This is a genomic window from Chryseobacterium aurantiacum (assembly GCF_003020585.1).
Classification (GTDB): Bacteria; Bacteroidota; Bacteroidia; order Flavobacteriales; family Weeksellaceae; genus Chryseobacterium; species Chryseobacterium aurantiacum.
In genome coordinates, this window is sequence record NZ_PXUE01000005.1 from 1 (window position 1) to 21,385 (window position 21,385).

Consider the following 21,385-nt stretch of genomic DNA (forward strand, 5'->3'; position numbering starts at 1 on the left):
ATTTAATGTACTAAGAAATCGCTCGCTGATTAAGCTGATATAGCAGATTCCTGTTATGCTTTCTAAAATCTGCGTGATCTCCGAAATCTGCGTGAAAACATTTAATATACTAAGAAATCGCTCGCTGATTAAGCTGATATAGCAGATTCCTATTATGCTTTCTAAAATCTGCGTGAAAATATTTAATGTACTAAGAAAACAAATAATTACCTAGCAAATTCATAGAGTATGAAGAATTTTAATCATAATAATAAAATATTTAACAGAAAAAATTTGCGTAGCTAAATAACTACATATATATTTGTAGTCAAATAACGACGTAATGAATTTAAGAAGAGATGTATTTCAGGCGATATCAGATCCTACCAGAAGATCCATATTGATGTTGGTTGCGGCACAATCTATGACTGCAGGGGCTATTGCATCCAATTTTGATACGGCAAGACCAACCGTTTCCAAGCATCTCCAGATCCTTACAGAATGTGAGTTACTGAGATCAGAACAAAACGGTAGAGAAATTATCTATCACCTAAATCCCAATAAAATGAAAGAAATAGCCGACTTTATAGAACCATTCCGCCAAATGTGGGATGAGAAATTCAACAAACTGGAAAGTGTCATGAAAGCCTTCCAAAACTTAAAAAATGAATAATTAGAGATAAATAAAGAACAATCATTTCTTACCCTAAAACATTCAAACTCTCCCACTCTAATACTCTAAAACTCTAATACTCTAAAACTCTAATACTCTAAAAATCAAAACAAAACACCAAATATGGAACTTAAAACAAAAATCCACGCAGAAGACGGAAAACAGGAAATCTTTATTACCAGAGAATTTGATCTTCCTGTAGAGCTGCTTTTCAAGGCGTATACAGAAGCTGAACTTTTCGAACAATGGATGGGAACCAAAGTGACAAAATTTGAAAATAAGCAGCATGGAAGTTACCGATTTGAAACATCAAACCCTCAGGGTGACGTAATTTTCAGTGCTAACGGAACCATTCACGAAATTATTCAGAATGAGAAAATTACAAGAACTTTTCAGATGGAAAACACTCCTTTTCCTGCACAGTTCGAGTTTTTAGAATTTGAAAAACTAACGGATACCAGCAGCAAAATCACCATCCAGTCCATTTATAAATCGGTAGATTTTAGAGATCAGCATTTGAAAATGCCTTTTGCACAGGGCATTAATATGGCACATAATCGTTTGCAGAAACAGCTAGGTAGCAAGTAGCAGATTATAGGTTTCAGGCTAAACATTGTAAAAATCACCTCATTTCCCCTAGCCCAATAACCCTCCCACTCTAATACTCTAATACTCTAATACTCTCTAACACCCTCAAACCCTTAAACATAAAACCCATGAATCAAAAAGTTGATTTTTTCTTCGATAAAGCCATACAATGGAAAGAAGAATTTGAAAAATTAAGAGCAATTGCCCTAAGCACCGAACTTGTAGAAGATCTAAAATGGGGCTGTCCCTGTTATACCTACGAGGGTAAAAATATTTTCTTAATTCACGGATTTAAAGAATATTGCGCACTTCTCTTTTTTAAAGGTGCTTTAATGAAAGATCCGGACCAGATCCTGATCCAGCAATCTGAAAATGTACAGGCTGCAAGACAAATTCGTTTTACAGACTTGCAACAAATTGCTGATTTGGAAAAAAATATTCAAGCTTATATGTTTGAAGCCGTTGAAATTGAGGAATCAGGAGCTAAAGTTGAAATGAAGAAAACCAAAGAATTTGAAATGCCTGACGAGTTTCAATCTAAACTGGACAATGATTCCACGTTAAAAAAAGCTTTTGAAGCCTTAACCCCTGGAAGACAAAGAGCTTACCTCCTCCATTTTTCCTCCGCTAAACAGTCTAAAACCCGTGAAGCCCGCATTGAAAAATGCATTCCACAAATCAGGAACGGAATAGGATTAAAAGACTAACTATAAAAAACAAATCATGAACACACCACAACAATCACAAAAAAGAACAAGGATCATCTATTGGATATTCACGCTTTGGATGGCCCTGGGAATGGTTTCTACAGCAATTGTCCAGCTGATGAAAAGTAAAGATGAACTGCTCAATTTCACTAACCTTGGCTATCCATCTTACCTGATGACCATTATCGGAATATGGAAAATCCTTGGCGTTATTGCCATACTGATTCCTAAACGCCTTCTTTTAAAGGAATGGGCTTATGCCGGGTTTTTCTTTGTAATGTCAGGAGCTGTTATTTCCCATCTGATCGTGGGTGACACGGGTGGCAGAACTTTTCCGGCAGTATTATTATTCGTGCTGGTTTTCATTTCCTGGTATTTCAGACCTGCAGACAGAAAAATCACTATTATTGATTAATAAATCTTTAAGAAAAAAATCAAAAATTTATCTTCAACAAAATCTTTGTTCCTTAAATAATCTATTAGCAAAATTTACCCCTTTACAATTTCCAACATCACAAATCAACTCTATTCAAAAGAGTAAACTGTAAAACAAAATTTGATATGAAAAAGAAACTGACCCAAGAACAAATCAACCAACTTTTAAAAATAATAAAAGTTCGATTCGAAAAAAATATGTCTCGCCATAAGGATCTGAAATGGGAGAAAATTCAGGCCAAGTTGGTAGCCAACCCTGAAAAACTATGGTCTTTACATGAAATGGAAGATACAGAAGGCGAACCTGATGTTGTAGATTATGATAAAAGAACGGATGAATACATCTTCTTCGACTGCTCCCCCGAAAGTCCCAAGCGTAGAAGTCTTTGCTATGATTATCAAGCCTGGAATTCCCGAAAAGCCAACAAACCTGAAAGCAACGTTATAGATAAAGCTTCTGAAATGGGAATTGAACTTCTAACCGAAGAACAATACCGCCAACTTCAGGAACTTGGAAAATTCGATCAAAAGACTTCAAGCTGGGTACAAACTCCGGCTTCCATCAGAGAACTGGGAGGTGCAATCTTTTGTGACAGACGTTACAATAAGGTATTTATGTATCATAATGGTGCAGATTCCTATTATGCAGCAAGGGGCTTTAGGGGGAGTTTGAGGGTTTGAGGATGTTAGAGTGTTAGAGTGTTAGAGTGTTAGAGTGTTAGAGTGTTAGAGTGTTAGAGTAAGTTCATTATTCTATCCTAAAAGCGCAAAATTTTCAACAGATAATCATTTTATATTTATATCCAATTTTTAATATAAAACTAGGGGCTACTCTATAGAAATGTTATTTACTTTACCAAATTTAATGCATATTGCACAATATGCAGCGTTATTTTGTTTGGATCATCTAACAGCTGTAATTTCCTATCATTGGCTTTTTCAAAGGAAACGAGCAAACATAGGATAAGTTGGATAAAAAAATCATTGATATAGGGTAAGTTTAATTAAAAACCTTTCACCTGAATGCTTTATGCTACAAAGACGATATAAGAGGCAATATTCTAAGAAATTTTAAATGTATACTCATCATAAACAGTATTGATAAGTTGCTCTGAATTAATATTTCGCGAAAAAATAGGGTAATGGAAACGATCCAGCTTATTAAGGATACGTATAAGTTCCATCTTTTCTGTGTGAGTAAGATTTCCTGCAACAATATTGGTAGCCTGGCGGATCTTTTTCATTTGGCTTTCCAAGATCTTGAGTCCTCTTTCAGTAATACGGATCAATTTACTTCTTTTATCTAGATCAGAATCTGTTTGCTCAATAAGTCCCTGACGCAGAAGTCTGGTAATAATGAGCATCCCTACAGGTTTTTCATGAATATTTTTTTTGATAAGAGCCATCTTCGTCATCTCACCAAAAGCTTTCAGATTAATAAGATAGATAAAGTCTTCCTGAGTGGAAAATTCAGAGTCCAGGATAGCAGACTTTGAATAGGTTTTAGCATACCGGTTAAGATGGACAAGCAATGTACTTATTGCACTTTCGGCTGTTCTTCCATTCTCTTTGCCTTCCCAGTAGGGTTCTTTGGGATTATTATTCTGTTCTGTATTCTCCTTATCAGAAATCCAAGCTTTAAAGCCTTGAACTGTTCCCGGATATAATTCAGGATAAGCCGCGGTTTCGTTTTCGAACTCCTGCAACAGGTCTATATAATCTTTAATAAGTGTATAATTCATATCCGTTAAATAGTTTACAAAAATACCTAATTTTCTAAAGAATCGTGCAATAATATACTCAAAACTAAAGGAAATAAAATTGTTGTAGTTGCTCTTCGCACAAGGTTCGGATCACTTCAATCCAGCGATCCTCGTCATTCAGGCAAGGGATATAGGTGAAATTCTCACCCCCAGCTTCCAGAAAGAGCTCTTTTCCTTCAACCGAAATTTCTTCAAGAGTTTCCAGGCAGTCTGAAACAAATGCCGGGCAGACCACTGCAATATTTTTAATGCCTTTTCCTGGAATAGTTTCTAACGTATGGTCTGTATAAGGCTCTATCCATTTGTCTTTTCCCAATCTGGATTGAAAAGAAACAATGACCTTATCTTTTGGTAATTCTAGTTTTCTGATGACCTGTTCAGTTGTACTAAAACACTGGTGGCGATAGCAAAATGCATGGCTTGGATGGGAGTCTTTATAGCAGCAATCATTCATATTACATGTTTTTGTAGGGTCTGTTTTGTAAATATGTCGCTCAGGAACACCATGATAGGAAAATAATAAGGCATCAAAATTTTCAGGAAGTTTCTCCCTTATATTTTCCGCCAGACAATCTATATAAAAATCTCGGTTATAAAAAGGCTGTACATAGTTTATTCTTACATCTGGAAATTTCTTCTTTCTAATTTCTTCTGCTTTTTCAATCACTGTTTCAGTGGTACTCATTGCATACTGCGGATAAAGGGGAAAGAGTACAATTTCTTTGATCCCTTTTTCAACAAGATTCCTGATCCCTGTTTCAATGCTTGGTTCTGAATACCTCATGCCTATTTCCACAGGGATATCCACCAGATTCTGCAATTTTTGCTGTACCTTTTTTGTGATTACAATAAGTGGAGAACCTTCGTCTGTCCATACGGTTTTATAAGCTTCTGCAGATTTTGCAGGCCTGGTTTTAAGGATTATTCCCTGAACAAGAAGCGCCCGGAAGATCCAACGATAATCAATTACTTTTTCATCCATCAGAAATTCATCCAGATATTCCTTCACATCTTTTACAGCAGTTGACCTCGGTGATCCAAGATTAATTAATAAAATTCCTTTTTTTGCCAATGTTATTTATTTTATAATTGAATGGTTATACTAGTATTCTGCGAGTGCTTCTTTATAGACCTTTAATGCTCTCTCCCTTGCTTTTGCATGTTCTACAATAGGCTCTACACTGTAATCTTCAGGAAGCCATTTTCTGATGTAGTAATTATACTTATCAAACTTTTTTGTCTGTTCGTAAGGATTGAAAATCCTAAAATAGGGCGCTGCATCACAACCACAGCCTGCAGCCCACTGCCAGTTTCCGTTATTGGCCGAAAGGTCATAGTCTAATAATTTTTCAGCAAAATAGGCTTCACCCCATCGCCAGTCAATAAGCAGGTGTTTAGTAAGAAAACTGGCTGTGATCATTCTTACCCTATTGTGCATAAATCCTGTTTCATTAAGTTGTCTCATTCCCGCATCTACAATGGGATATCCTGTTCTTCCCTCACACCATGCCTTAAATTCATTTTCATTATTTCTCCATCCAATATTCTCATATTTTGTTTTAAAGCACCGATGGACAACACTCGGAAAATGATATAGGATCTGCATAAAAAATTCTCTCCAAATAAGTTCATTAAGCCAGGCTTCATTATGTTTAAGGGCATATTGTACACATTTCCGAATCGAAATGGTTCCAAAACGCAATGCTGTACCAAGACGGGTGGTATGATCCATTGCGGGGAAATCACGGTAATCTCCGTAAGAATCTATTATATCCCTATTCAGTTCAGGTTTTACAAATTCAAGATTTGATTTCTTAAATCCGATCTCTTTTAACGAAATGATATCCGACGGCCCTCTATAATTGGCAAACTGATCCAGGTTTGTATCAAGCGTTTTTATATTTTTTAGATTTTCTTTCCATTTTCTTGAGTATGGGGTAAAAACAGTATATGGAGAAAGATCATTTTTCAGAATATCATTTTTTTCAAACATGACTTGATCTTTAAAATCCTTCAGCTTGATATGATAATTCAGAAGAAGATCAGCTATATGCCAATCCCTTTTTATAGCCTGCGGTTCATAATCCCTATTACAAAAAACACTATCTACATTAAAATCCTTGATTATTTTTTTAAAGACTTCCATTGGAGTCCCATAATAAACATAAAGTCCACTATCATACTTCTTAAGTTCTTTATGAATCTGCTGTAAAGCCTGATGGATATAGTCTACCCTTCTGTCACTTTTATTCTGAAGATTATTTAAAATATCAGTATCAAAAATAAAGATAGGAACAACTTTTAACCCTGTATTAAGGGCATGACAAAGCCCTGTATTGTCTTCCAGTCTGAGATCTCTCCGGAACCAAAAAATATTCACTTTTTTCATGATTTGATCTTTAAAAGATAACTCTTATTTTTCAATATTAAAACACAAATATACTAATAATAATCAATAAAGTATATTAATACACCAATAATATACATGGCATAAAGTTTGTCAAATTTTAAACAGAATAAAATAAGTATTATGGACTCGTGGGAAACTGAACGATTAGATGTGATGAAAGATCAAAAACTCATTGCTGAGTATTTTCAGTGGGTTATAAAGAAAGATTTGAATATTCATATAAATGTAAGTAATGAATATTTTGCCACCCATAATATTGTATCCAAAAAATTAATTCTTGTCAAGACTTTTTCAAACATCATTTTTGAAAACCCTGATCTTTATTTTTTATTGTCTTCTTTGATTCAGGATATCAATAGCGGATCATTAACAAAAATCAGAATCCACGACCTTCTTAAAAAGAAAAAACTCCCAGAAAATTGAGAGTTTTTATAGATTTATATGACAGACGTTTATGCTTGTGCTTTTATATACTTATCCACCATTATTTCCAGATCATCCAGATTAAAAGGTTTTGAGACATAATCATCTGCCTGAGCCTGTGATGCTAAAGCTACAATATCATTATTGGCAGTAACGTAGATAACAGGAATATGCTTAAATGCTTCGGTACTTTTAAGAAGTTTGGTCGCTTCTACACCACCGATTTTCGGAATCCAGTTATCCATCAAAATAACGTCCGGCTGATAGTCTGCCACTTTCTCAAGGATGTCATGTGATGTTTCTGAGATTTTTACCTCATATCCGTTTTCTTCAAATATGATCGTAATTACTTCTAAAATTGCCGTATCATCATCAAAAATTAAAATTCTCTTTTTACTCATATTATTTATATATTTTTTTCTAAAATTTTATAATTGTTTTATATAGTTTGCTAAAGTACCTGGTGTAATCATCAGGTCGTAATCAATTTCGTCCATAGCATGTCTGGGCATATATTCTATTTCTGCGGTTTCAGGATCCTGAATCCATACTTTTCCATTATGCTTTTTGATATAACTTAACCCTTCTACTCCATCAGCATTAGCCCCCGACAAAAGAACACCAATTACATATTCCCCATAAATCTCTGCCGCAGATCTGAATGTCACATCTATTGATGGTCGTGAATAATTCATTTTCTCAGAGCTGTCTAATGACATATTTTTATCATTCTCAAACAATAAGTGATAATCGGCAGGAACAATATATATGGTATTCTCTTCAATCTGTGTTTTATCCTCAACCTCCACAACGGATATTCTTGTAAACTGTTGCAGTAAAGTCCTAAGAACATCTCCTGATTGTGCTTTACGATGAATTACCAGTAAAATGGGAATATGAATTTTATTATCCAGGTTTTTAATCATTTCAATAAGGACCTGAAGACTTCCTGCTGATCCTCCAATAACAATTAATCTCGTATTGCTTTGTGACTCCATACGTATCAGATATTAATGATGATCAATTTTTTTCCAGATCTTCTGATCTTCGATCTGATGATAATTCTTGTCAATAGTAGAAAATCGTAAGGTTTCTTTAGCTCCCAATGCAAGAAAGCCCAAATTTTCCAAGCTGTTATCAAAAAGCTTGAAAACTCTTTCCTGAAGGTCCCTGTCAAAGTAAATCAGAACATTTCTGCATACAATCAGTTGAAAACTATTAAAAGAGCTATCTGATACAAGGTTATGAGTTGATAAAATCAGTTTTTCCTGCAAGCTTTTATCAAACCTTACACTGTCATAATTGGCAGTATAATAATCAGAAAAATCTTTTATTCCACCGGAAAGCATATAATTTTCTGAATAAAGTTTCATCTGCTGTAAAGGAAAGATCCCTGCTCTGGCTGTTTCAAGAACAGCTGGATTCAAATCAGTACCATAAATCAAGGATTTATTATAAAGGCCGGCTTCTTTCAGCAGAATAGCAATAGAATAAGCCTCCTCTCCCGTTGAACAGCCTGCAATCCAGATCCTGATGAGCGGATAGGTACCTAACTGAGGTAATATTTTTTTTCGTAATGTTTTAAAAAAAGAGGGATCTCTGAACATTTCTGTAACATTCACTGTAACTTCCTCTACAAAACGTTTTAAATATTCACTATCATTCATAATGGTATATCTAAGTTCTGCAAAGCTTGTGAACCTGTCCAATAGACATATACGGTTTACTCTTCTTTTAAATGAAGCCCTGCTATAGCCAGAAAAATCATAGCCATAAAGCTGATAAACATCTCTGATAAGATATTCTATTTCTTCATCTCTTACGATACTTGGTTCCAGCATCTATGAAATTTTTTGTATTGCTAGTATTAAAAGATCCACATCAATTGGTTTTGATACATAATCATCTGCTCCTGCTTCCATACATTTCTGACGATCCTCAGGCATTGCCTGCGCAGTTACAGAAATTACAGGAACATGCTTGATTTCGGGAGTAGTTCTTATCATCCTGACTGCCTCATAGCCATCTATTCCGGGCATCATCATATCCATCAAAACAATATAGGACGCAGATCCGAATTTCAGTATTTCTAGAGCCTCCTGAGCCATTGTACAGGATTCAACTGCATATCCACGCGCTTTAAGAGTTAATTTCAATGCAAATATATTGCGTGGGTCATCATCCACAATTAAGATTTTCTTATCCATCAGAATTTTATCTGTTTAACTTTCATACATCCAAACACGAAGGAGCGATAATAACTGATCAATATCTACTGGTTTTGAGATATAGTCAGAAGCTCCTGCCGTAATACATTTTTCACGCTCCCCGATCATAGATTTAGCAGTAATAGCTATAATAGGTAATTTTTTAAATGCCGGCATATTTCTTATTACCCTAATAGTTTCATAACCATCCATTTCCGGCATCATCATATCCATTAAAACAACATCCACATCAGGATTTTGGCTGATTTGTTCAAGGGCGTGCTTACCATCCATGGCTACAATTACTTCAACCTTATACTTTTCAAGTGCCTTAGTTAAAGAAAAAATATTGCGTACATCATCATCGGTAATAAGGATTTTTTTTCCACTAAGAACTTCCGTTAAAGACCCAAGCATCTTGCCTCTGCTATTTTCAGTTGAACCATTTTTCTCTTCCACCAGATGTAGGAATAAACCTACTTCATCCAAAACTCTCTGATAAGAATGTGCTGTTTTCACAACAATGGAGTCTGCATATTGTTTTATTTTAAGTTCTTCTTCTTTAGATAAATGATGTTCAGTAAAAATAATGATTGGGAGATTCTCCAGCCCTTCATAGCTTTTTATTGATTCAATAATATGGTAATCATTCCCTTTTTCAGCCCCAACATCCAGGATTACACAATCAACAAGATTTGAAGTAAGTGCTTTTACGCTATCTTCAACATTGTGTTCCACAGATAAGGAAATATTGAAATTACTCAGAAAATAGGACAATGCGCTGGCATGTTTGGCATTTTCCTCAACAATCAAAACTTTTTGAGGTCCCTTTTGTAATGCTTCTTCAATTTTCTTAAATACATCAGTCATTTTATCGAGGGCTACCGGCTTATTAATAAAATCAACCGCACCCTTCATAAGGCTTTCTTTTTTCACATGAAGCGCAGACATCATGTGCACAGGAATATGTTTCACATTAGGATCCGACTTTAGTTCGTCCATCACTTCCCATCCATCTTTTACAGGAAGTTGAACATCCAATAAGATCGCATGAGGATGATATTGCTGAGCTGCTGAAAGAGCGTAATCACCCCTAACAACCACAATCCCTTTATAGGCCTGCAAATGGGCATATTTCAGTAAAGCTTTTGCAAAATTAGTATCATCTTCAATAATAAGAATGATTTTATCCCCTTCCTGGATGTTCTCTCTGTCATCCTCAATATCTTCTGGTATTTTTAAGGTATTTACTTGAAATGCATCTCCTTTATCAAGGATATTTTGGATTTCTTCAACATCTTCACGAATAATCTCTACCAGGTCCTGGTCTGTTTCAGAATGAGCAATTTCAGTGAAGGGGTAGATAGGAATAGCAAAACTGAATTCACTGCCTTTATTCATTTCACTTTCCAGAACTAATTCACCACCTAAAAGTTTTGCAATTTCACGGCTTATGGAAAGCCCCAGACCGGTACCTCCAAATTTTCTTTTTGTAGATCCATCCGCCTGCTGGAATGCTTCAAAGATAATTTTCTGTTTATCTGCTGCAATGCCAATACCTGTATCTTTAACTGAGAATATAATAAATTCAGGCTTTTGAGAATGTCTTTTGATATGTAAATCAATGCTTCCTTTTGTTGTAAATTTTAAAGCATTAGATAACAGGTTTCTTAGGACCTGATCAATTTTGAGACGGTCACTTTCAATGACTTTCTCTGTGTCTGAATCAATTTTAATATTGAATGGAAGTGCTTTTTCCTGAAATATAGGACTGAAAAGGTCTTTGAGATCTTTTACGATGTCTTCAACTGTCACTTTCTGGTATTCCAATGTCATTTTACCAGATTCTATTTTTGCAAGGTCAAGGATTTCATCTATTAGGGTTAATAAACTTGTTCCTGAACTTTGGATGACTCTGGCAGATTCTACCTGATCTTCATTAAGGTTTTCATCCGGATTTTCTGCCATTAGCCTTGATAAAAGAAGGATTGAATTAAGGGGTGTTCGCAATTCGTGAGACATATTGGCTAAGAATTCAGACTTATATTTTGTGCTAAGTGCAAGTTCCTCTACTTTTTTCTGAATCTCATTATTTCGTTCCGCAATTAAATGATTTTTTTCTTCAAGTAATCTTGAGCGTTCTTCCAGTTCTGCATTGGCCTGCATCAATTCTTCCTGTTGTACTTTTAACTCTTCTTCTGAGGCTTGAAGCTTTTGTGTCTGAGCTTCCAATTCAGTATTGAGATTTTCAAGCTCAGAGTGCTGTACCTGTAATTCTTCAGACTGAGCCTGTGTCTCTTCCAGGAGTTGTTGTTCTTTTTCTCTTCCTTTGGCAGCATTCAGGGCTATTCCTATATTCACACAACACTCCTCAAAATAACTGATTTGGTCTTCCTCGAAGTTGGAGGTAGATCCCAATTCAAGAACTCCTATTACAAGTCCATCTGCAAAAACAGGTATCAGAATTATTCCATAAATCTTAATGGTACTGCTGGCAAAGGTTACGACAAAGTCTTCTTCACAAAGATTATTATATACCTGTGTCTTACCATTCAGGAAAGCCTGTCCAACCATTCCCTCTCCAGGGTCAAAGGTTCTTTTCATGTTTGTTTCTAATCCAAATGCTTTATTAAGCCTTAGAATACCCTCATCAAAAAGATAAAGTGAACCGTTGATACAATTTCCATATTCAATCAACTGGTGCAAAGCCTTGTCTGATACTTCCTGCACTGATGTATTCCCAACCATGGATTCATTCAGCAAAGCAAGTCCTTTCTGTCTCCAGTCGCTTTTATTAATTTTATCAAAGGATGCTTTAAGGGATTCGGTCATGTGATTCAGGGATTCTACAAGATCTCCAAGATCATCTTCAGAATTATCCACTGCTTTCTCGCTGTAATCACCATTGGCTACTCTGTTCGCAATTTTCTGAATGGCACTTACACGTCGCATCATTTCCTGATCCTTATCTCTAAGCATTTTCTCAAGTTCGTCTCTTCTGATAAGATCTGCACGCATTTTAAAATAGAAAAATGCAGTCACAACTACTGCAGCCAATGCAGAAAAAACAATAAAAATCACTGTTGTTTCGGATGAACGTGTTAAATCTTTATTTTTAATTTCAACCTGGCTCTCCTCATATTGTACAAAGTCTCTTACAATCTTACGGCATTCATCCATATAGGCTTTACCAGTAACAATCTGCTGCTGGGTCATGACAATTCCTCTTCGTCTGTTTTCCACAAGGTTTTTCAGATTATCCATCACCTGACTGACTGCTATTTTTAATCCAGAGAGTCTTTCCTGTTGGTTCTTATCCTGTACTCCTAATGACTCTGCCAGCACCAAAGCTTTAGAATATTCTCTAACGCCACGTTTGTATGGTTCCAGAAAATCTTCCCTACCAGTCAACTGATAGCCCCTGTTTCCCGTTTCTGCATCCAGCAGGGCTACAAGAATATCTTTAACAGCCGTTACAGAACGCCTGCTTTGGGAAAGATTTTCACGGTGGTTCATCTGATTCTGGATGCTCCAGTATGAGGCCACTGAACTAGTTATTAAAATCAGAAGGGAAAGACCTATCCCAACCTGAAGATTTCGTATAATTTTTTTAGGCATGAAAATTAATTTAGAGGTAGGGTAAAATAAAACGTAGAGCCCTCGTTCACGATACTGGAAACCCCAACACTTCCATGGTGCTGTTTGATAATTTCAGCACATATATACAGGCCGATTCCCATTCCCTGGAACTGCAATGACGATTCTTCTACACGATAGAACTTTTTAAATACTGCCTCCTGCTTAAAATCAGGAATTCCAATCCCAAAGTCAGTCACATTTACTCTAACTTCCTGGGCTTCCTTATCTACAAATGTTGTCACAATTACCTGATTATTGTCAGGCGAATACTTAATGGCATTCGTAAGAAAATTAATGAGTACCTGCTCAACGCGAATCTCATCCAATGGAATTAAGATATCGGGTTTTGTTCCGTGGCGCTCAATTCTTACCTGCTGCTCATCATGGGTCTGCAATATTGTTTCAACCGCATTACTGATAACGCTTTCCAAATTAACAGGCTTTTTATTAATCTTAAGTTTGCCATTTTCAATTTTTGAAACATCCAGAAGATCTGTGATAAGGCTATTCAGTTTTTCAATCTGCCCCTGAACTTTAGTAACAAATCCGGCTTCTGGACTTTCTTTGTCTAATTTCAGCTTTCTTTCCAATAGCTGAACGTATGCTTTAATACTGGTTAAAGGAGTTTTTAATTCATGGCTTGCAATACTTAAAAACTCATCTTTTTCCTTTTCTACTTTTTTCTGATCGTCAATATCAGTAAATGTTCCTACCCAGTTTTTAATACGATTTTCATCATATACAGGAGTTATTCTCAGTAAATGATACCGGTACTTACCTAAGACAATATTTTTAATTCTGATTTCTAATTCCAGTGCTTTTCCTTTTTTTCTGCATCTCTCTAATTCTTCACCTATATCCCGATCATCAGGATGTGTTTCAGGGAAATTTTGCTCTGTGTCGGAATATTGGTACCATTTACCATTAACAAAATCCACAATCCCGTCCTCATTAAGCGTAAATGCAATCTGAGGAAGTGACTCTAGCATCAAATGAAAGTGATCTATCTGGGACTTCATGGTAACCTGTAACTCTCGTCTACCCTTCACTTCAAGTTCAAGATTTTGCTGTGTTTTTTTCATGGCAAGATTCTTCTCCTGAAGATTATAGAATGTTTTTACCTTAAGCAAAAGTATCTCGGGATCTACGGGTTTGGTAACATAATCCTTAGCGCCGGACGCGTAGCCTTGTGTTATAAATTTTTTATCCGTATTGACAGCCGACAAAAATATGATAGGTACATCTTTCGTCTTGCTGTAATCCGAAAGTGTTTCAGCAACTTCAAAGCCGTCCATATCTGGCATCTGAACATCTAAAATAATTAAGGCATAGTCTTTTTTCAGCGCTTTACCAAGAGCCTCTTCACCGGAGCAGGCCGTTTCGACCTGAAAATCCTTAGATTCAAGTAATTTTTGAAGTGAATAAAGATTACTTTGGTTGTCATCAACAATTAAAATCATAGAAATTAAAATCAATAATTAGTTACGGATACTTAAGCCTCAAAAATACTCACAATATTTCGAAAAACAGCAATTTTTAAAGGTTATATATGAAGATTTGATACCACATTATATTGAAAGAAATATGAATAGCATAGGGATTAAAATCCTTTGTCAGGTACAAGAAAATCTGCATTAATTTTCAGAAAAATAAAACTATGAAAAAGACAATAAGCTGTATGAATATCGAGGTAAAAACTCTTTACTTATTTGGAGGTGAAACTATGACCTTTAAGGCCAAAGAATTCATTTTAAAGAGGGGAAACATTTACAATATTATTTCCAGATTATTAGTAGCAAAGTAAAACTGAATACATTTAGTGGAAAAGGAAAAGAATCTATTCATGACATCATGGATAAAAATCAAAGTCTTGGATACCCTTCTATTGTTTATTGAAAAGTTTGAGCCAGTGAACAGAACAGTAAAAAAGAGGGTTAACTGGAAGGCTGTAGAATTCTATACTAAAATTGTATGTCATTTCTAACTACGGCTTTGTAATAAACTCAAAAAATAGTACATAAAAAAACTATTATAAACAACAATGACCGGAATCTTACGATTCCGGTCATTGCTTAAACTTACATTAATTGGTTTTTTTTCTCCATTCTGCCTTTACATCTTCAGCGGCATCTTTGGTACTTTCCCATGCCTCATCGGCTTTATCCTTAATATCTTCCCAAGCATCGGAAACATTTGACTTTACTCTGTCTAACCAGTCTTCCTGCGTAGCTTCCTGATCATTACCTCTTTTTTCATTGATGTAGTCTTTCGCTTTATCTGCTAATTCACTGATCTTCCATTTTGCATTATCAGCTGCATTTTTTAAAGAGTTTTCTGTTTCATTAACTGCATTTTCCGCTTTGTTGTAATCTGAATTATTCATAATATAATATTTTAGTAATTGGTATATAAATAAACAATGTCTATGCCTAAAACATGATTTACAATGTTAAAATTTCTTAAATTCTCAAAATAGAATTGATGGCCTTACTTTCTTTCTATCTATACCATTCATATTCAAAGTCATAACTATTTTTATACTAATACCAAGAATAAATTAAACATATTATATGTTCTCCAAAAGGTGACCAAAGTATTTTTTCTTCTTCGCAAGATAGCTTTCATTTACTTCATTGGAATCAATTTCCAAAGGAATTCTGCTGTTGAAAATAATTCCACTGTTCTCTATTGATCGGATCTTATCAGGGTTATTTGTCAACAGATTAATATTTGTGATCTCCATCATAATGAGTATTTCAATGGCAATATCAAAGTTTCTTGCGTCTGCCGGGAGCCCCAGTTTCAGATTAGCCTCAACGGTATCCAATCCTTTTTCCTGAAGCTCATAAGCCCGGAGCTTGTTGATGATCCCAATATTTCGCCCTTCCTGACGGAGATAGATTATCACTCCTCCATTTTCAGACATATATTTCATGGCAGCATCCAGCTGTTGTCCACATTCGCATTTTTTGGAGTGAAAAACTTCTCCTGTTATGCATTCCGAATGAAAACGTACATTTACTGTCCCTACAAAATCTGTATTTTCTGCCACCCAAACCAAATGGGGACTCCAGTCTTCTTCATTTTCTGAAAATGCATATACTGTGAATATCCCATAATCTGTAGGTATTTTTGATTGTGCTTGTATTTTGAGCATTTTTTATGATTTTAATTAGTATAATCTATTTGTCGAACGGACTTTTTTTATCCTGCTTTACCCAGATAAGTTTTGATGTATCGTAACCGATCTCCTTAGCCTCAGTGATAAAATGTTGTTTTACATTATCCGGAATAGTCTTCTCACGGGACAGAATCCAGAGATAATCTAAGTTTTTCCCTGCAACCAACGCATATTTAAAATCTTGTAGAGCAACTACGTTATATCCGGCATAGAAAGGACCAAAAAAGCTAACCTTAAGTGCAGCAATGTTCTTATCTCCTCTAAATTTAGCAGTCCCATTGGCAGACACCCATTTGTTCTTTTTAAAATTATACCCACTGTTGACTACATTTACAGTTCCATCTGGGTTAAGGCTATACTGCGCAATTGCATTATCAAGATCTTTTTCAAAATAATAATCGAATCTTGCTATTTCATACCATGTTCCTAAATACCTATTGACATCAAATTGTTTGACAGGTTGTGCTTTCTCAGGCATCGAGGAACAGGAGGTCATACTATTCAACAACACAAAGCATAGTAATACTGTAGGAATTATTCTATTTTTCATTTTCAGTTATTTTTTTAAAGAAATAAATATTAAGTAAAAACTGGCTGTAACCGTACACGGCATCTTCAACAGGAATCGTTCCCATTCTAATGCCTAAAAACTCATCAGGATTATAATTAACAACCGGAGAAGGAATTAAAGAGCCTGTCAGGATTCCATTCACAGCAAAAAAGCCAGGCATCAAGATCAGATAAACCAGACTGGCCATTCCTATCCATTCTTTTTGAGCGATAAAATGCAGATAGCAAAGCGTAAATAGCGTTACAATTACCGTCAAAAAAGTATATATTCTTTCATAATACAGAAGCCCTACGACACCAAGAACAATAAAAGACGTAAATACAATGAGATTATTAAAGGATCTAGTCCAACCAAGGGTAAAATACTTTTCCAGGCAATAGTAAGTAAAAACACAGGCGAAAGGAATGCAGTAAAAAAAAAGCCATTCCTCTATGGGAAGTCCCGCTATTTTAATTCCTAGTGTATACTTGAGATCAAACCACCATACACCTTTTGCAGTAAACCATATATCCCAGGCAATAAAAGGAATTGCCACAATAGTGGATGACAGCAGAAATTTTCCGAAAAGCTTATTAAACTTTATTCTTCCATCAAAAGAAGCCAAAAAGCAGATAATGACGGTGAAAAAGTTAATCAGTATGTAAGTATAGGACATCATTTTTTATTGAAATACATTTTAAAATATTTGACAGGAACCCACAGAAAACCGAAACACTCTCCGTCTTCTTTTCCCAAATGTTTGTGATGCTGCTTATGGGCACGTCTAATGGCAAGGAAATATGGGTTCTTTGTGTGGGTAAAGACCTTTGCCCTCTGATGGATAAAAACATCATGCACAAAGAAATAGGCCATTCCGTAAAGGCTTATTCCCAGGCCGATAAAAAACCAATAACTAAAATCCTGCTGTACTCCAAGATATAATAAAGCAATAGCCGGACTTGCAAAAATGAAAAAGAACCAATCATTTCTTTCAAGTTTGCCATCATGGCTATGATCATGATGATCCCGGTGCAGGAACCACAAAAAGCCATGCATAATATACCTATGGATAAGCCATGTAGCTCCTTCCATTGAAATAAATACTCCCAAAACGATCAGAACATTCATTTTAATTACATTTATTGTTAAAAAGATCATTCAAGACCTTATATCTGAAATTAAAAATATTTTTAAGCTTTTCTTTTACGAATAACTGATGGGCTATTTTACCCAAAATCCCCAGCGGGAGCTTATAGTCCACTGTATCCTTCATCAATACTCCGTACTCATTGGGAATAAATTCATGAAAATGATTCCAGTGCTTATATGGACCTTCTTTTTGAAAGTCTGTAAAACTTTTATAGTCTTCAACCTGGCTAATAATGGTCTTCCATCTCATTGGGATTCCCAACAAGGGAGAAACCGTGTAATCTATTTCCATTCCTTTAAAAATAGGCTTATCCTTCACATTTGAAAGAACTACAAAGCCCATGCTCTCAGGGGTTATTTCCGATAAATTATGAGGGGATGAAAAAAATTTCCTTGCCGTTTCAATATTGCAACTCAGTTGTTGTTCTCTGTATAATCTGTACATCACTTATTTTTTATTGATCGTTAAACACTGCAAAAAATCATTTTCACCCGGAATTCTACTCTCAAAAATAAGCAGACTTGTACCGGATATAACTTTTAAATGCAACCAGCAGCTTTTGCGAATTAGCAATTCTGATTCTTTGCTGCAATATATTCTGGGAACTTGTTTTTTTTATTTTTTCAAACAGGGAAAGATAATATCTGTAGGCAAGATATACTCCGAAAATGGATGAACCCGGCAGTTTTTTAATTCCCTGTAATGCTTCTTTGAATTCTTCTTCAATTTCCTTTTCAATCACCGTTTTTACTGTATTATCAAAAACTGAAATATTCAGGGAAGGAAAATAGGTCCTTCCTAAAATTTGATAATCATCCTTCAGATCCCGCAAAAAATTAACTTTCTGAAAAGCTGACCCCAATTTCATGGCAAAGGGTTTAAGCTTATCATATTGATGCTTGTCACCTTCTGTAAATATCTGGAGACACATCAGTCCTACAACTTCCGCAGATCCATAGATATACTCCTTATATAGTTCGGAATTATAATCCATTTTGTGAAGATCCATTTCCATACTGTGCAAAAACTGATCAATTAGCTGTCTGTTTATGTCATACTGACGGACCGTTTCTTGAAATGAATGCAAAATGGGATTGAGTGATATACCATCTTCCAGTGCCTCATAGGTTTCAGCCTTTAATCTCTTGAGAAGCTTCTCTTTATCATAGCCATGAAAACTATCTACAATTTCATCCGCCAGGGGCACGTATCCGTAAACGGCATAAATGGCAGGCCTTATGGATGGCTTCAATGCCAGTATTCCCAATGAAAAACTTGTACTGTATTTTTGCGTAGTGTACTTACTGACTTCGTAAGACAACTCATCAAACAATTTTTTCATATTATTTTATTTTTAGTTTACATACTTCAGATGCTACAATTTTTCCTGAAATTATCGATGGAGGAACACCAGGTCCCGGAACCGTTAACTGCCCTGTATAAAACAGGTTCCTGATCTTTCTGTTTCGAATCTTGGGCTTCCGTACTGCCGTCTGTGATAAGGTATTGGATAATCCGTAGGCATTGCCCTGATAAGCATTATAATCCGAAATAAAATCACTTACACAATAGCTTCTTTTATATTCAATTCTGGAAATAAGCTCAGCTTCACTGGTATGTTTTTCAATTCGTTCAAGCATTTCAATCAGGTATTTTTCTCTTACAGATTCCTCATCATATATTCCAGGGGCAAGAGGTAACAGTAAAAAAAGATTCTCACAACCCTCAGGTGCGACCTCCGGATCTGTTTTAGAAGAACAACATGCATAAAAAAGTGGTTTGGAAGGCCATTTCTTATTTTTATAAATACAATCTATATGATTGTCAAGGTCGTTTTCGAAAAATAAGGTATGATGTTTTAAGTGAGTAATCTTCCCCTTGATCCCCAGGTAATAAATGAGGCATGAAGGTGCAAAGGTTCTGGTTTCCCAGTATGATTCATTGTAGTTTCTAAGAGATTTAGGTAGTAACGTTTCTGAATGATGATAATCTGATGAGGCGATTACGGCATCAAACTCATACGTTTGACCATCTACTGTTATTGAAGACGCCTTTCCGTTTTCTGTATTTATTTTCTGTACTTCATGATTAAAATGAAAGATTACCCCTTGCTTTTCCGCCACTTTCTTCATGGCTAGCACAAGCTGGTAAAAACCTCCCATAGGATATTTTGTTCCCAAAACATACCCTCCGTAATTCATAAGACTGTATAGAGCAGGAATATGCTTTGGAGAAGCACCCAAAAATATAACCGGAAATTCCATTAAGGATCTGAGTTTGGGATCAGTAAAATACCTTGAAACATAATTTCTGAAATTACTTAAAAGATCAAGTTTCAATGCACTTCCCGCTATTTTTAAAGAAGCAAATTCCAGCCAGTTATAACAAGGTTTTGTTACAAAATCTTTCATTCCTACTTCATATTTAAATTGGGCAGCGTGCATAAACCGATCATATTGCCCAGCCGCACCAGTTTCTATTTTTTCAAACAACTCACGGATATCATCATTTTTTCTAGGAACTGAAATCTTTTCTTGTGAAAAAACCATTTCAAACTGAGGATCCAAAGAAACAAGATTAAAAAAATCGGATGCTTTACAACCAAAATCGCTAAAAAAGCCTTCGATAATATCAGGCATCCAATACCAACTGGGGCCCATGTCAAAAACATATCCCCCATCCGTTTTAAATTGTCTTGCACGACCACCTGGCTGATGATTCTTTTCAAATACATGTACCTCATTTCCTGACTTTGCAGCATAAGCTGCCGCTGAGATCCCGGAAAATCCGGAGCCTATCACCGCAATTCTCTTTCTTAATTTTCCAGTATTCATTGTTGTTTATTTAATAGTTTTTTACAGGTTCTTTTAATATGTTATCAGTTCAGTCTTTTGTGCACGATATCCAGCAAGTCTGTAGCTTCAATATTCATACGGTAAAAAGAATCATGAAATTCATCCAATTTAGAAAGTATAGCAATGAGCAGCATTTGTTCAGAATGGTTCAAATTTCCCACTACTACCCTTGAAGCTTTGCGGATCTCATCCATATGTTCCTCCAGTACAGAAATTCCTTTTTCGGTTATCAGAATATGTTTGATTCTTTTATCTTTCTGAGAGACGGTCTGTTCAGCCCAGCCATAACGGATTAAGCGGTTAATAATAAGTATTCCGGAAGATTTCTCACTTACATTATGCCTTATAAGCTCCATTTTTGTCATAGCTCCCATTGTTTTCAGGCTTATCAGATAAATAAAATCATCCTGGCTTGAAAAAACGGAATTACCAATTGACCTGGAGTACGTTTTTGCATACCTTCCCATTTTTATCAATAAGGTATTGATTATACTTTCAGAACTTCTTCCTAATTCCTTCCCCACCCAATCCGGATTTCCCTGCTCAGAATAAGATTTTGAAGAAGCATTGATCCATTCTGTAAATCCCTGAAGATCATTACTGTAAAGTACATTATCTTCATTCTGTTCCATGAATTGCTGAACAAGTCCAACAACTGCTTTTATAAGATCAAAATTCATATAGAATAAATTAGTATACAAATATACTTATTAAGGTTTATAAATATACTTTTATTTATTTTATTTTTATCCTTTACAATTATAACTGAGTGTTTAAAGCATTTATTTATAGAAAGAAAAATAAAAAACCTGTCTTTAAAAAGGC

At 35.4% G+C, this 21,385-nt stretch carries 24 protein-coding genes; 6 read left to right on the forward strand and 18 right to left on the reverse strand.

Features of this window, described 5'->3' with window-relative positions:
- The first annotated feature begins 322 nt into the window (after positions 1-322).
- The 5 genes from C7D53_RS16100 (at position 323) to C7D53_RS16120 (ending at position 3,063) form a co-directional block, all read left to right on the forward strand.
- Positions 323-652, forward strand: a complete 330-nt coding sequence (locus C7D53_RS16100) for an ArsR/SmtB family transcription factor (RefSeq protein WP_106917449.1) — start codon at positions 323-325, stop codon at positions 650-652.
- Positions 653-775: 123 nt separating this feature from the next.
- A complete protein-coding gene (locus tag C7D53_RS16105; protein WP_106917450.1) occupies positions 776-1,240 on the forward strand; it encodes an SRPBCC family protein in 465 nt (154 codons plus the stop codon).
- A 128-nt stretch (positions 1,241-1,368) separates the two neighbouring features.
- Positions 1,369-1,947 carry a YdeI/OmpD-associated family protein gene (locus C7D53_RS16110; protein WP_106917451.1) on the forward strand — a complete coding sequence of 193 codons (579 nt, stop codon included), beginning with the start codon at positions 1,369-1,371 and terminating at the stop codon, positions 1,945-1,947.
- 16 nt (positions 1,948-1,963) lie between these two features.
- Positions 1,964-2,362 carry a DoxX family protein gene (locus C7D53_RS16115; protein WP_106917452.1) on the forward strand — a complete coding sequence of 133 codons (399 nt, stop codon included), beginning with the start codon at positions 1,964-1,966 and terminating at the stop codon, positions 2,360-2,362.
- Between the two features lie 146 nt (positions 2,363-2,508).
- Complete coding sequence (locus C7D53_RS16120; protein ID WP_106917453.1) at positions 2,509-3,063, forward strand: DUF4256 domain-containing protein; 555 nt, start codon at positions 2,509-2,511, stop codon at positions 3,061-3,063.
- Between the two features lie 380 nt (positions 3,064-3,443).
- On the opposite strand, the gene C7D53_RS16125 is transcribed toward C7D53_RS16120, so the two are convergent.
- The 3 genes from C7D53_RS16125 to C7D53_RS16135 all read right to left on the reverse strand — a co-directional run bounded on the left by C7D53_RS16125 (position 3,444) and on the right by C7D53_RS16135 (position 6,534).
- Positions 3,444-4,124, reverse strand: coding sequence for a MarR family winged helix-turn-helix transcriptional regulator (locus tag C7D53_RS16125; RefSeq protein WP_106917454.1), 681 nt, complete (start codon positions 4,122-4,124; stop codon positions 3,444-3,446).
- A 64-nt stretch (positions 4,125-4,188) separates the two neighbouring features.
- Positions 4,189-5,217, reverse strand: a complete 1,029-nt coding sequence (gene hemH / locus C7D53_RS16130) for a ferrochelatase (RefSeq protein WP_106917455.1) — start codon at positions 5,215-5,217, stop codon at positions 4,189-4,191.
- A 30-nt stretch (positions 5,218-5,247) separates the two neighbouring features.
- Complete coding sequence (locus C7D53_RS16135) at positions 5,248-6,534, reverse strand: cryptochrome/photolyase family protein (protein WP_106917456.1); 1,287 nt, start codon at positions 6,532-6,534, stop codon at positions 5,248-5,250.
- Between the two features lie 141 nt (positions 6,535-6,675).
- Here C7D53_RS16135 and C7D53_RS16140 point away from each other — a divergent pair, with 141 nt between their 5' ends.
- Entirely contained in the window at positions 6,676-6,978 is a 303-nt protein-coding gene (locus C7D53_RS16140) for a hypothetical protein (RefSeq protein ID WP_106917457.1), read from the forward strand.
- A 29-nt stretch (positions 6,979-7,007) separates the two neighbouring features.
- On the opposite strand, the gene C7D53_RS16145 is transcribed toward C7D53_RS16140, so the two are convergent.
- From C7D53_RS16145 to C7D53_RS16215, 15 genes are all read right to left on the reverse strand, one after another.
- The gene (locus C7D53_RS16145) at positions 7,008-7,379 is read right to left on the reverse strand and encodes a response regulator (RefSeq protein WP_106917458.1); all 372 of its coding nucleotides are present in this window, start codon (positions 7,377-7,379) and stop codon (positions 7,008-7,010) included.
- 27 nt (positions 7,380-7,406) lie between these two features.
- Complete coding sequence (locus tag C7D53_RS16150; protein ID WP_106917459.1) at positions 7,407-7,976, reverse strand: chemotaxis protein CheB; 570 nt, start codon at positions 7,974-7,976, stop codon at positions 7,407-7,409.
- 12 nt (positions 7,977-7,988) lie between these two features.
- Positions 7,989-8,819, reverse strand: a complete 831-nt coding sequence (locus C7D53_RS16155; RefSeq protein WP_106917460.1) for a CheR family methyltransferase — start codon at positions 8,817-8,819, stop codon at positions 7,989-7,991.
- On the reverse strand, positions 8,820-9,185 hold the full coding sequence (locus tag C7D53_RS16160) for a response regulator (RefSeq protein ID WP_185126709.1): 366 nt from the start codon (positions 9,183-9,185) through the stop codon (positions 8,820-8,822).
- Between the two features lie 15 nt (positions 9,186-9,200).
- The gene (locus C7D53_RS16165; protein ID WP_106917462.1) at positions 9,201-12,803 is read right to left on the reverse strand and encodes a response regulator; all 3,603 of its coding nucleotides are present in this window, start codon (positions 12,801-12,803) and stop codon (positions 9,201-9,203) included.
- Positions 12,804-12,808: 5 nt separating this feature from the next.
- Positions 12,809-14,284 (reverse strand): hybrid sensor histidine kinase/response regulator, encoded by a 1,476-nt coding sequence (locus tag C7D53_RS16170; RefSeq protein WP_106917463.1) that lies wholly within the window; start codon positions 14,282-14,284, stop codon positions 12,809-12,811.
- Positions 14,285-14,907: 623 nt separating this feature from the next.
- A complete protein-coding gene (locus tag C7D53_RS16175) occupies positions 14,908-15,207 on the reverse strand; it encodes a hypothetical protein (protein ID WP_106917464.1) in 300 nt (99 codons plus the stop codon).
- Positions 15,208-15,390: 183 nt separating this feature from the next.
- A complete protein-coding gene (gene ribA / locus C7D53_RS16180) occupies positions 15,391-15,981 on the reverse strand; it encodes a GTP cyclohydrolase II (protein WP_106917465.1) in 591 nt (196 codons plus the stop codon).
- Positions 15,982-16,006: 25 nt separating this feature from the next.
- Positions 16,007-16,555, reverse strand: a complete 549-nt coding sequence (locus C7D53_RS16185) for a lipocalin family protein (protein ID WP_106917466.1) — start codon at positions 16,553-16,555, stop codon at positions 16,007-16,009.
- Positions 16,545-17,234, reverse strand: coding sequence for a lycopene cyclase domain-containing protein (locus C7D53_RS16190; RefSeq protein ID WP_106917467.1), 690 nt, complete (start codon positions 17,232-17,234; stop codon positions 16,545-16,547). The genes C7D53_RS16185 and C7D53_RS16190 overlap by 11 nt, the downstream gene beginning before the upstream one ends.
- Complete coding sequence (locus tag C7D53_RS16195) at positions 17,231-17,683, reverse strand: sterol desaturase family protein (protein WP_106917674.1); 453 nt, start codon at positions 17,681-17,683, stop codon at positions 17,231-17,233. The genes C7D53_RS16190 and C7D53_RS16195 overlap by 4 nt, the downstream gene beginning before the upstream one ends.
- A 1-nt stretch (position 17,684) precedes the next feature.
- A complete protein-coding gene (locus tag C7D53_RS16200; RefSeq protein WP_106917468.1) occupies positions 17,685-18,152 on the reverse strand; it encodes an SRPBCC family protein in 468 nt (155 codons plus the stop codon).
- 58 nt (positions 18,153-18,210) lie between these two features.
- The gene (locus C7D53_RS16205) at positions 18,211-19,047 is read right to left on the reverse strand and encodes a phytoene/squalene synthase family protein (RefSeq protein ID WP_106917469.1); all 837 of its coding nucleotides are present in this window, start codon (positions 19,045-19,047) and stop codon (positions 18,211-18,213) included.
- Position 19,048: 1 nt separating this feature from the next.
- The gene (locus C7D53_RS16210) at positions 19,049-20,539 is read right to left on the reverse strand and encodes a phytoene desaturase family protein (protein WP_106917470.1); all 1,491 of its coding nucleotides are present in this window, start codon (positions 20,537-20,539) and stop codon (positions 19,049-19,051) included.
- Positions 20,540-20,583: 44 nt separating this feature from the next.
- On the reverse strand, positions 20,584-21,240 hold the full coding sequence (locus C7D53_RS16215; protein WP_106917471.1) for a MarR family winged helix-turn-helix transcriptional regulator: 657 nt from the start codon (positions 21,238-21,240) through the stop codon (positions 20,584-20,586).
- Between the last annotated feature and the right edge of the window lie 145 nt (positions 21,241-21,385).

Bases quoted from the DNA above. Each gene is read 5' to 3' on its own strand.
- C7D53_RS16100 (WP_106917449.1), top strand. From the start codon at position 323: ATGAATTTAAGAAGAGATGTATTTCAGGCGATATCAGATCCTACCAGA.
- C7D53_RS16105 (WP_106917450.1), top strand. From the start codon at position 776: ATGGAACTTAAAACAAAAATCCACGCAGAAGACGGAAAACAGGAAATC.
- C7D53_RS16110 (WP_106917451.1), top strand. From the start codon at position 1,369: ATGAATCAAAAAGTTGATTTTTTCTTCGATAAAGCCATACAATGGAAA.
- C7D53_RS16115 (WP_106917452.1), top strand. From the start codon at position 1,964: ATGAACACACCACAACAATCACAAAAAAGAACAAGGATCATCTATTGG.
- C7D53_RS16120 (WP_106917453.1), top strand. From the start codon at position 2,509: ATGAAAAAGAAACTGACCCAAGAACAAATCAACCAACTTTTAAAAATA.
- C7D53_RS16125 (WP_106917454.1), bottom strand. From the start codon at position 4,124: ATGAATTATACACTTATTAAAGATTATATAGACCTGTTGCAGGAGTTC.
- C7D53_RS16135 (WP_106917456.1), bottom strand. From the start codon at position 6,534: ATGAAAAAAGTGAATATTTTTTGGTTCCGGAGAGATCTCAGACTGGAA.
- C7D53_RS16140 (WP_106917457.1), top strand. From the start codon at position 6,676: ATGGACTCGTGGGAAACTGAACGATTAGATGTGATGAAAGATCAAAAA.
- C7D53_RS16145 (WP_106917458.1), bottom strand. From the start codon at position 7,379: ATGAGTAAAAAGAGAATTTTAATTTTTGATGATGATACGGCAATTTTA.
- C7D53_RS16150 (WP_106917459.1), bottom strand. From the start codon at position 7,976: ATGGAGTCACAAAGCAATACGAGATTAATTGTTATTGGAGGATCAGCA.
- C7D53_RS16155 (WP_106917460.1), bottom strand. From the start codon at position 8,819: ATGCTGGAACCAAGTATCGTAAGAGATGAAGAAATAGAATATCTTATC.
- C7D53_RS16160 (WP_185126709.1), bottom strand. From the start codon at position 9,185: ATGGATAAGAAAATCTTAATTGTGGATGATGACCCACGCAATATATTT.
- C7D53_RS16165 (WP_106917462.1), bottom strand. From the start codon at position 12,803: ATGCCTAAAAAAATTATACGAAATCTTCAGGTTGGGATAGGTCTTTCC.
- C7D53_RS16170 (WP_106917463.1), bottom strand. From the start codon at position 14,284: ATGATTTTAATTGTTGATGACAACCAAAGTAATCTTTATTCACTTCAA.
- C7D53_RS16175 (WP_106917464.1), bottom strand. From the start codon at position 15,207: ATGAATAATTCAGATTACAACAAAGCGGAAAATGCAGTTAATGAAACA.
- ribA (WP_106917465.1), bottom strand. From the start codon at position 15,981: ATGCTCAAAATACAAGCACAATCAAAAATACCTACAGATTATGGGATA.
- C7D53_RS16185 (WP_106917466.1), bottom strand. From the start codon at position 16,555: ATGAAAAATAGAATAATTCCTACAGTATTACTATGCTTTGTGTTGTTG.
- C7D53_RS16190 (WP_106917467.1), bottom strand. From the start codon at position 17,234: ATGATGTCCTATACTTACATACTGATTAACTTTTTCACCGTCATTATC.
- C7D53_RS16195 (WP_106917674.1), bottom strand. From the start codon at position 17,683: ATGAATGTTCTGATCGTTTTGGGAGTATTTATTTCAATGGAAGGAGCT.
- C7D53_RS16205 (WP_106917469.1), bottom strand. From the start codon at position 19,047: ATGAAAAAATTGTTTGATGAGTTGTCTTACGAAGTCAGTAAGTACACT.
- C7D53_RS16210 (WP_106917470.1), bottom strand. From the start codon at position 20,539: ATGAATACTGGAAAATTAAGAAAGAGAATTGCGGTGATAGGCTCCGGA.
- C7D53_RS16215 (WP_106917471.1), bottom strand. From the start codon at position 21,240: ATGAATTTTGATCTTATAAAAGCAGTTGTTGGACTTGTTCAGCAATTC.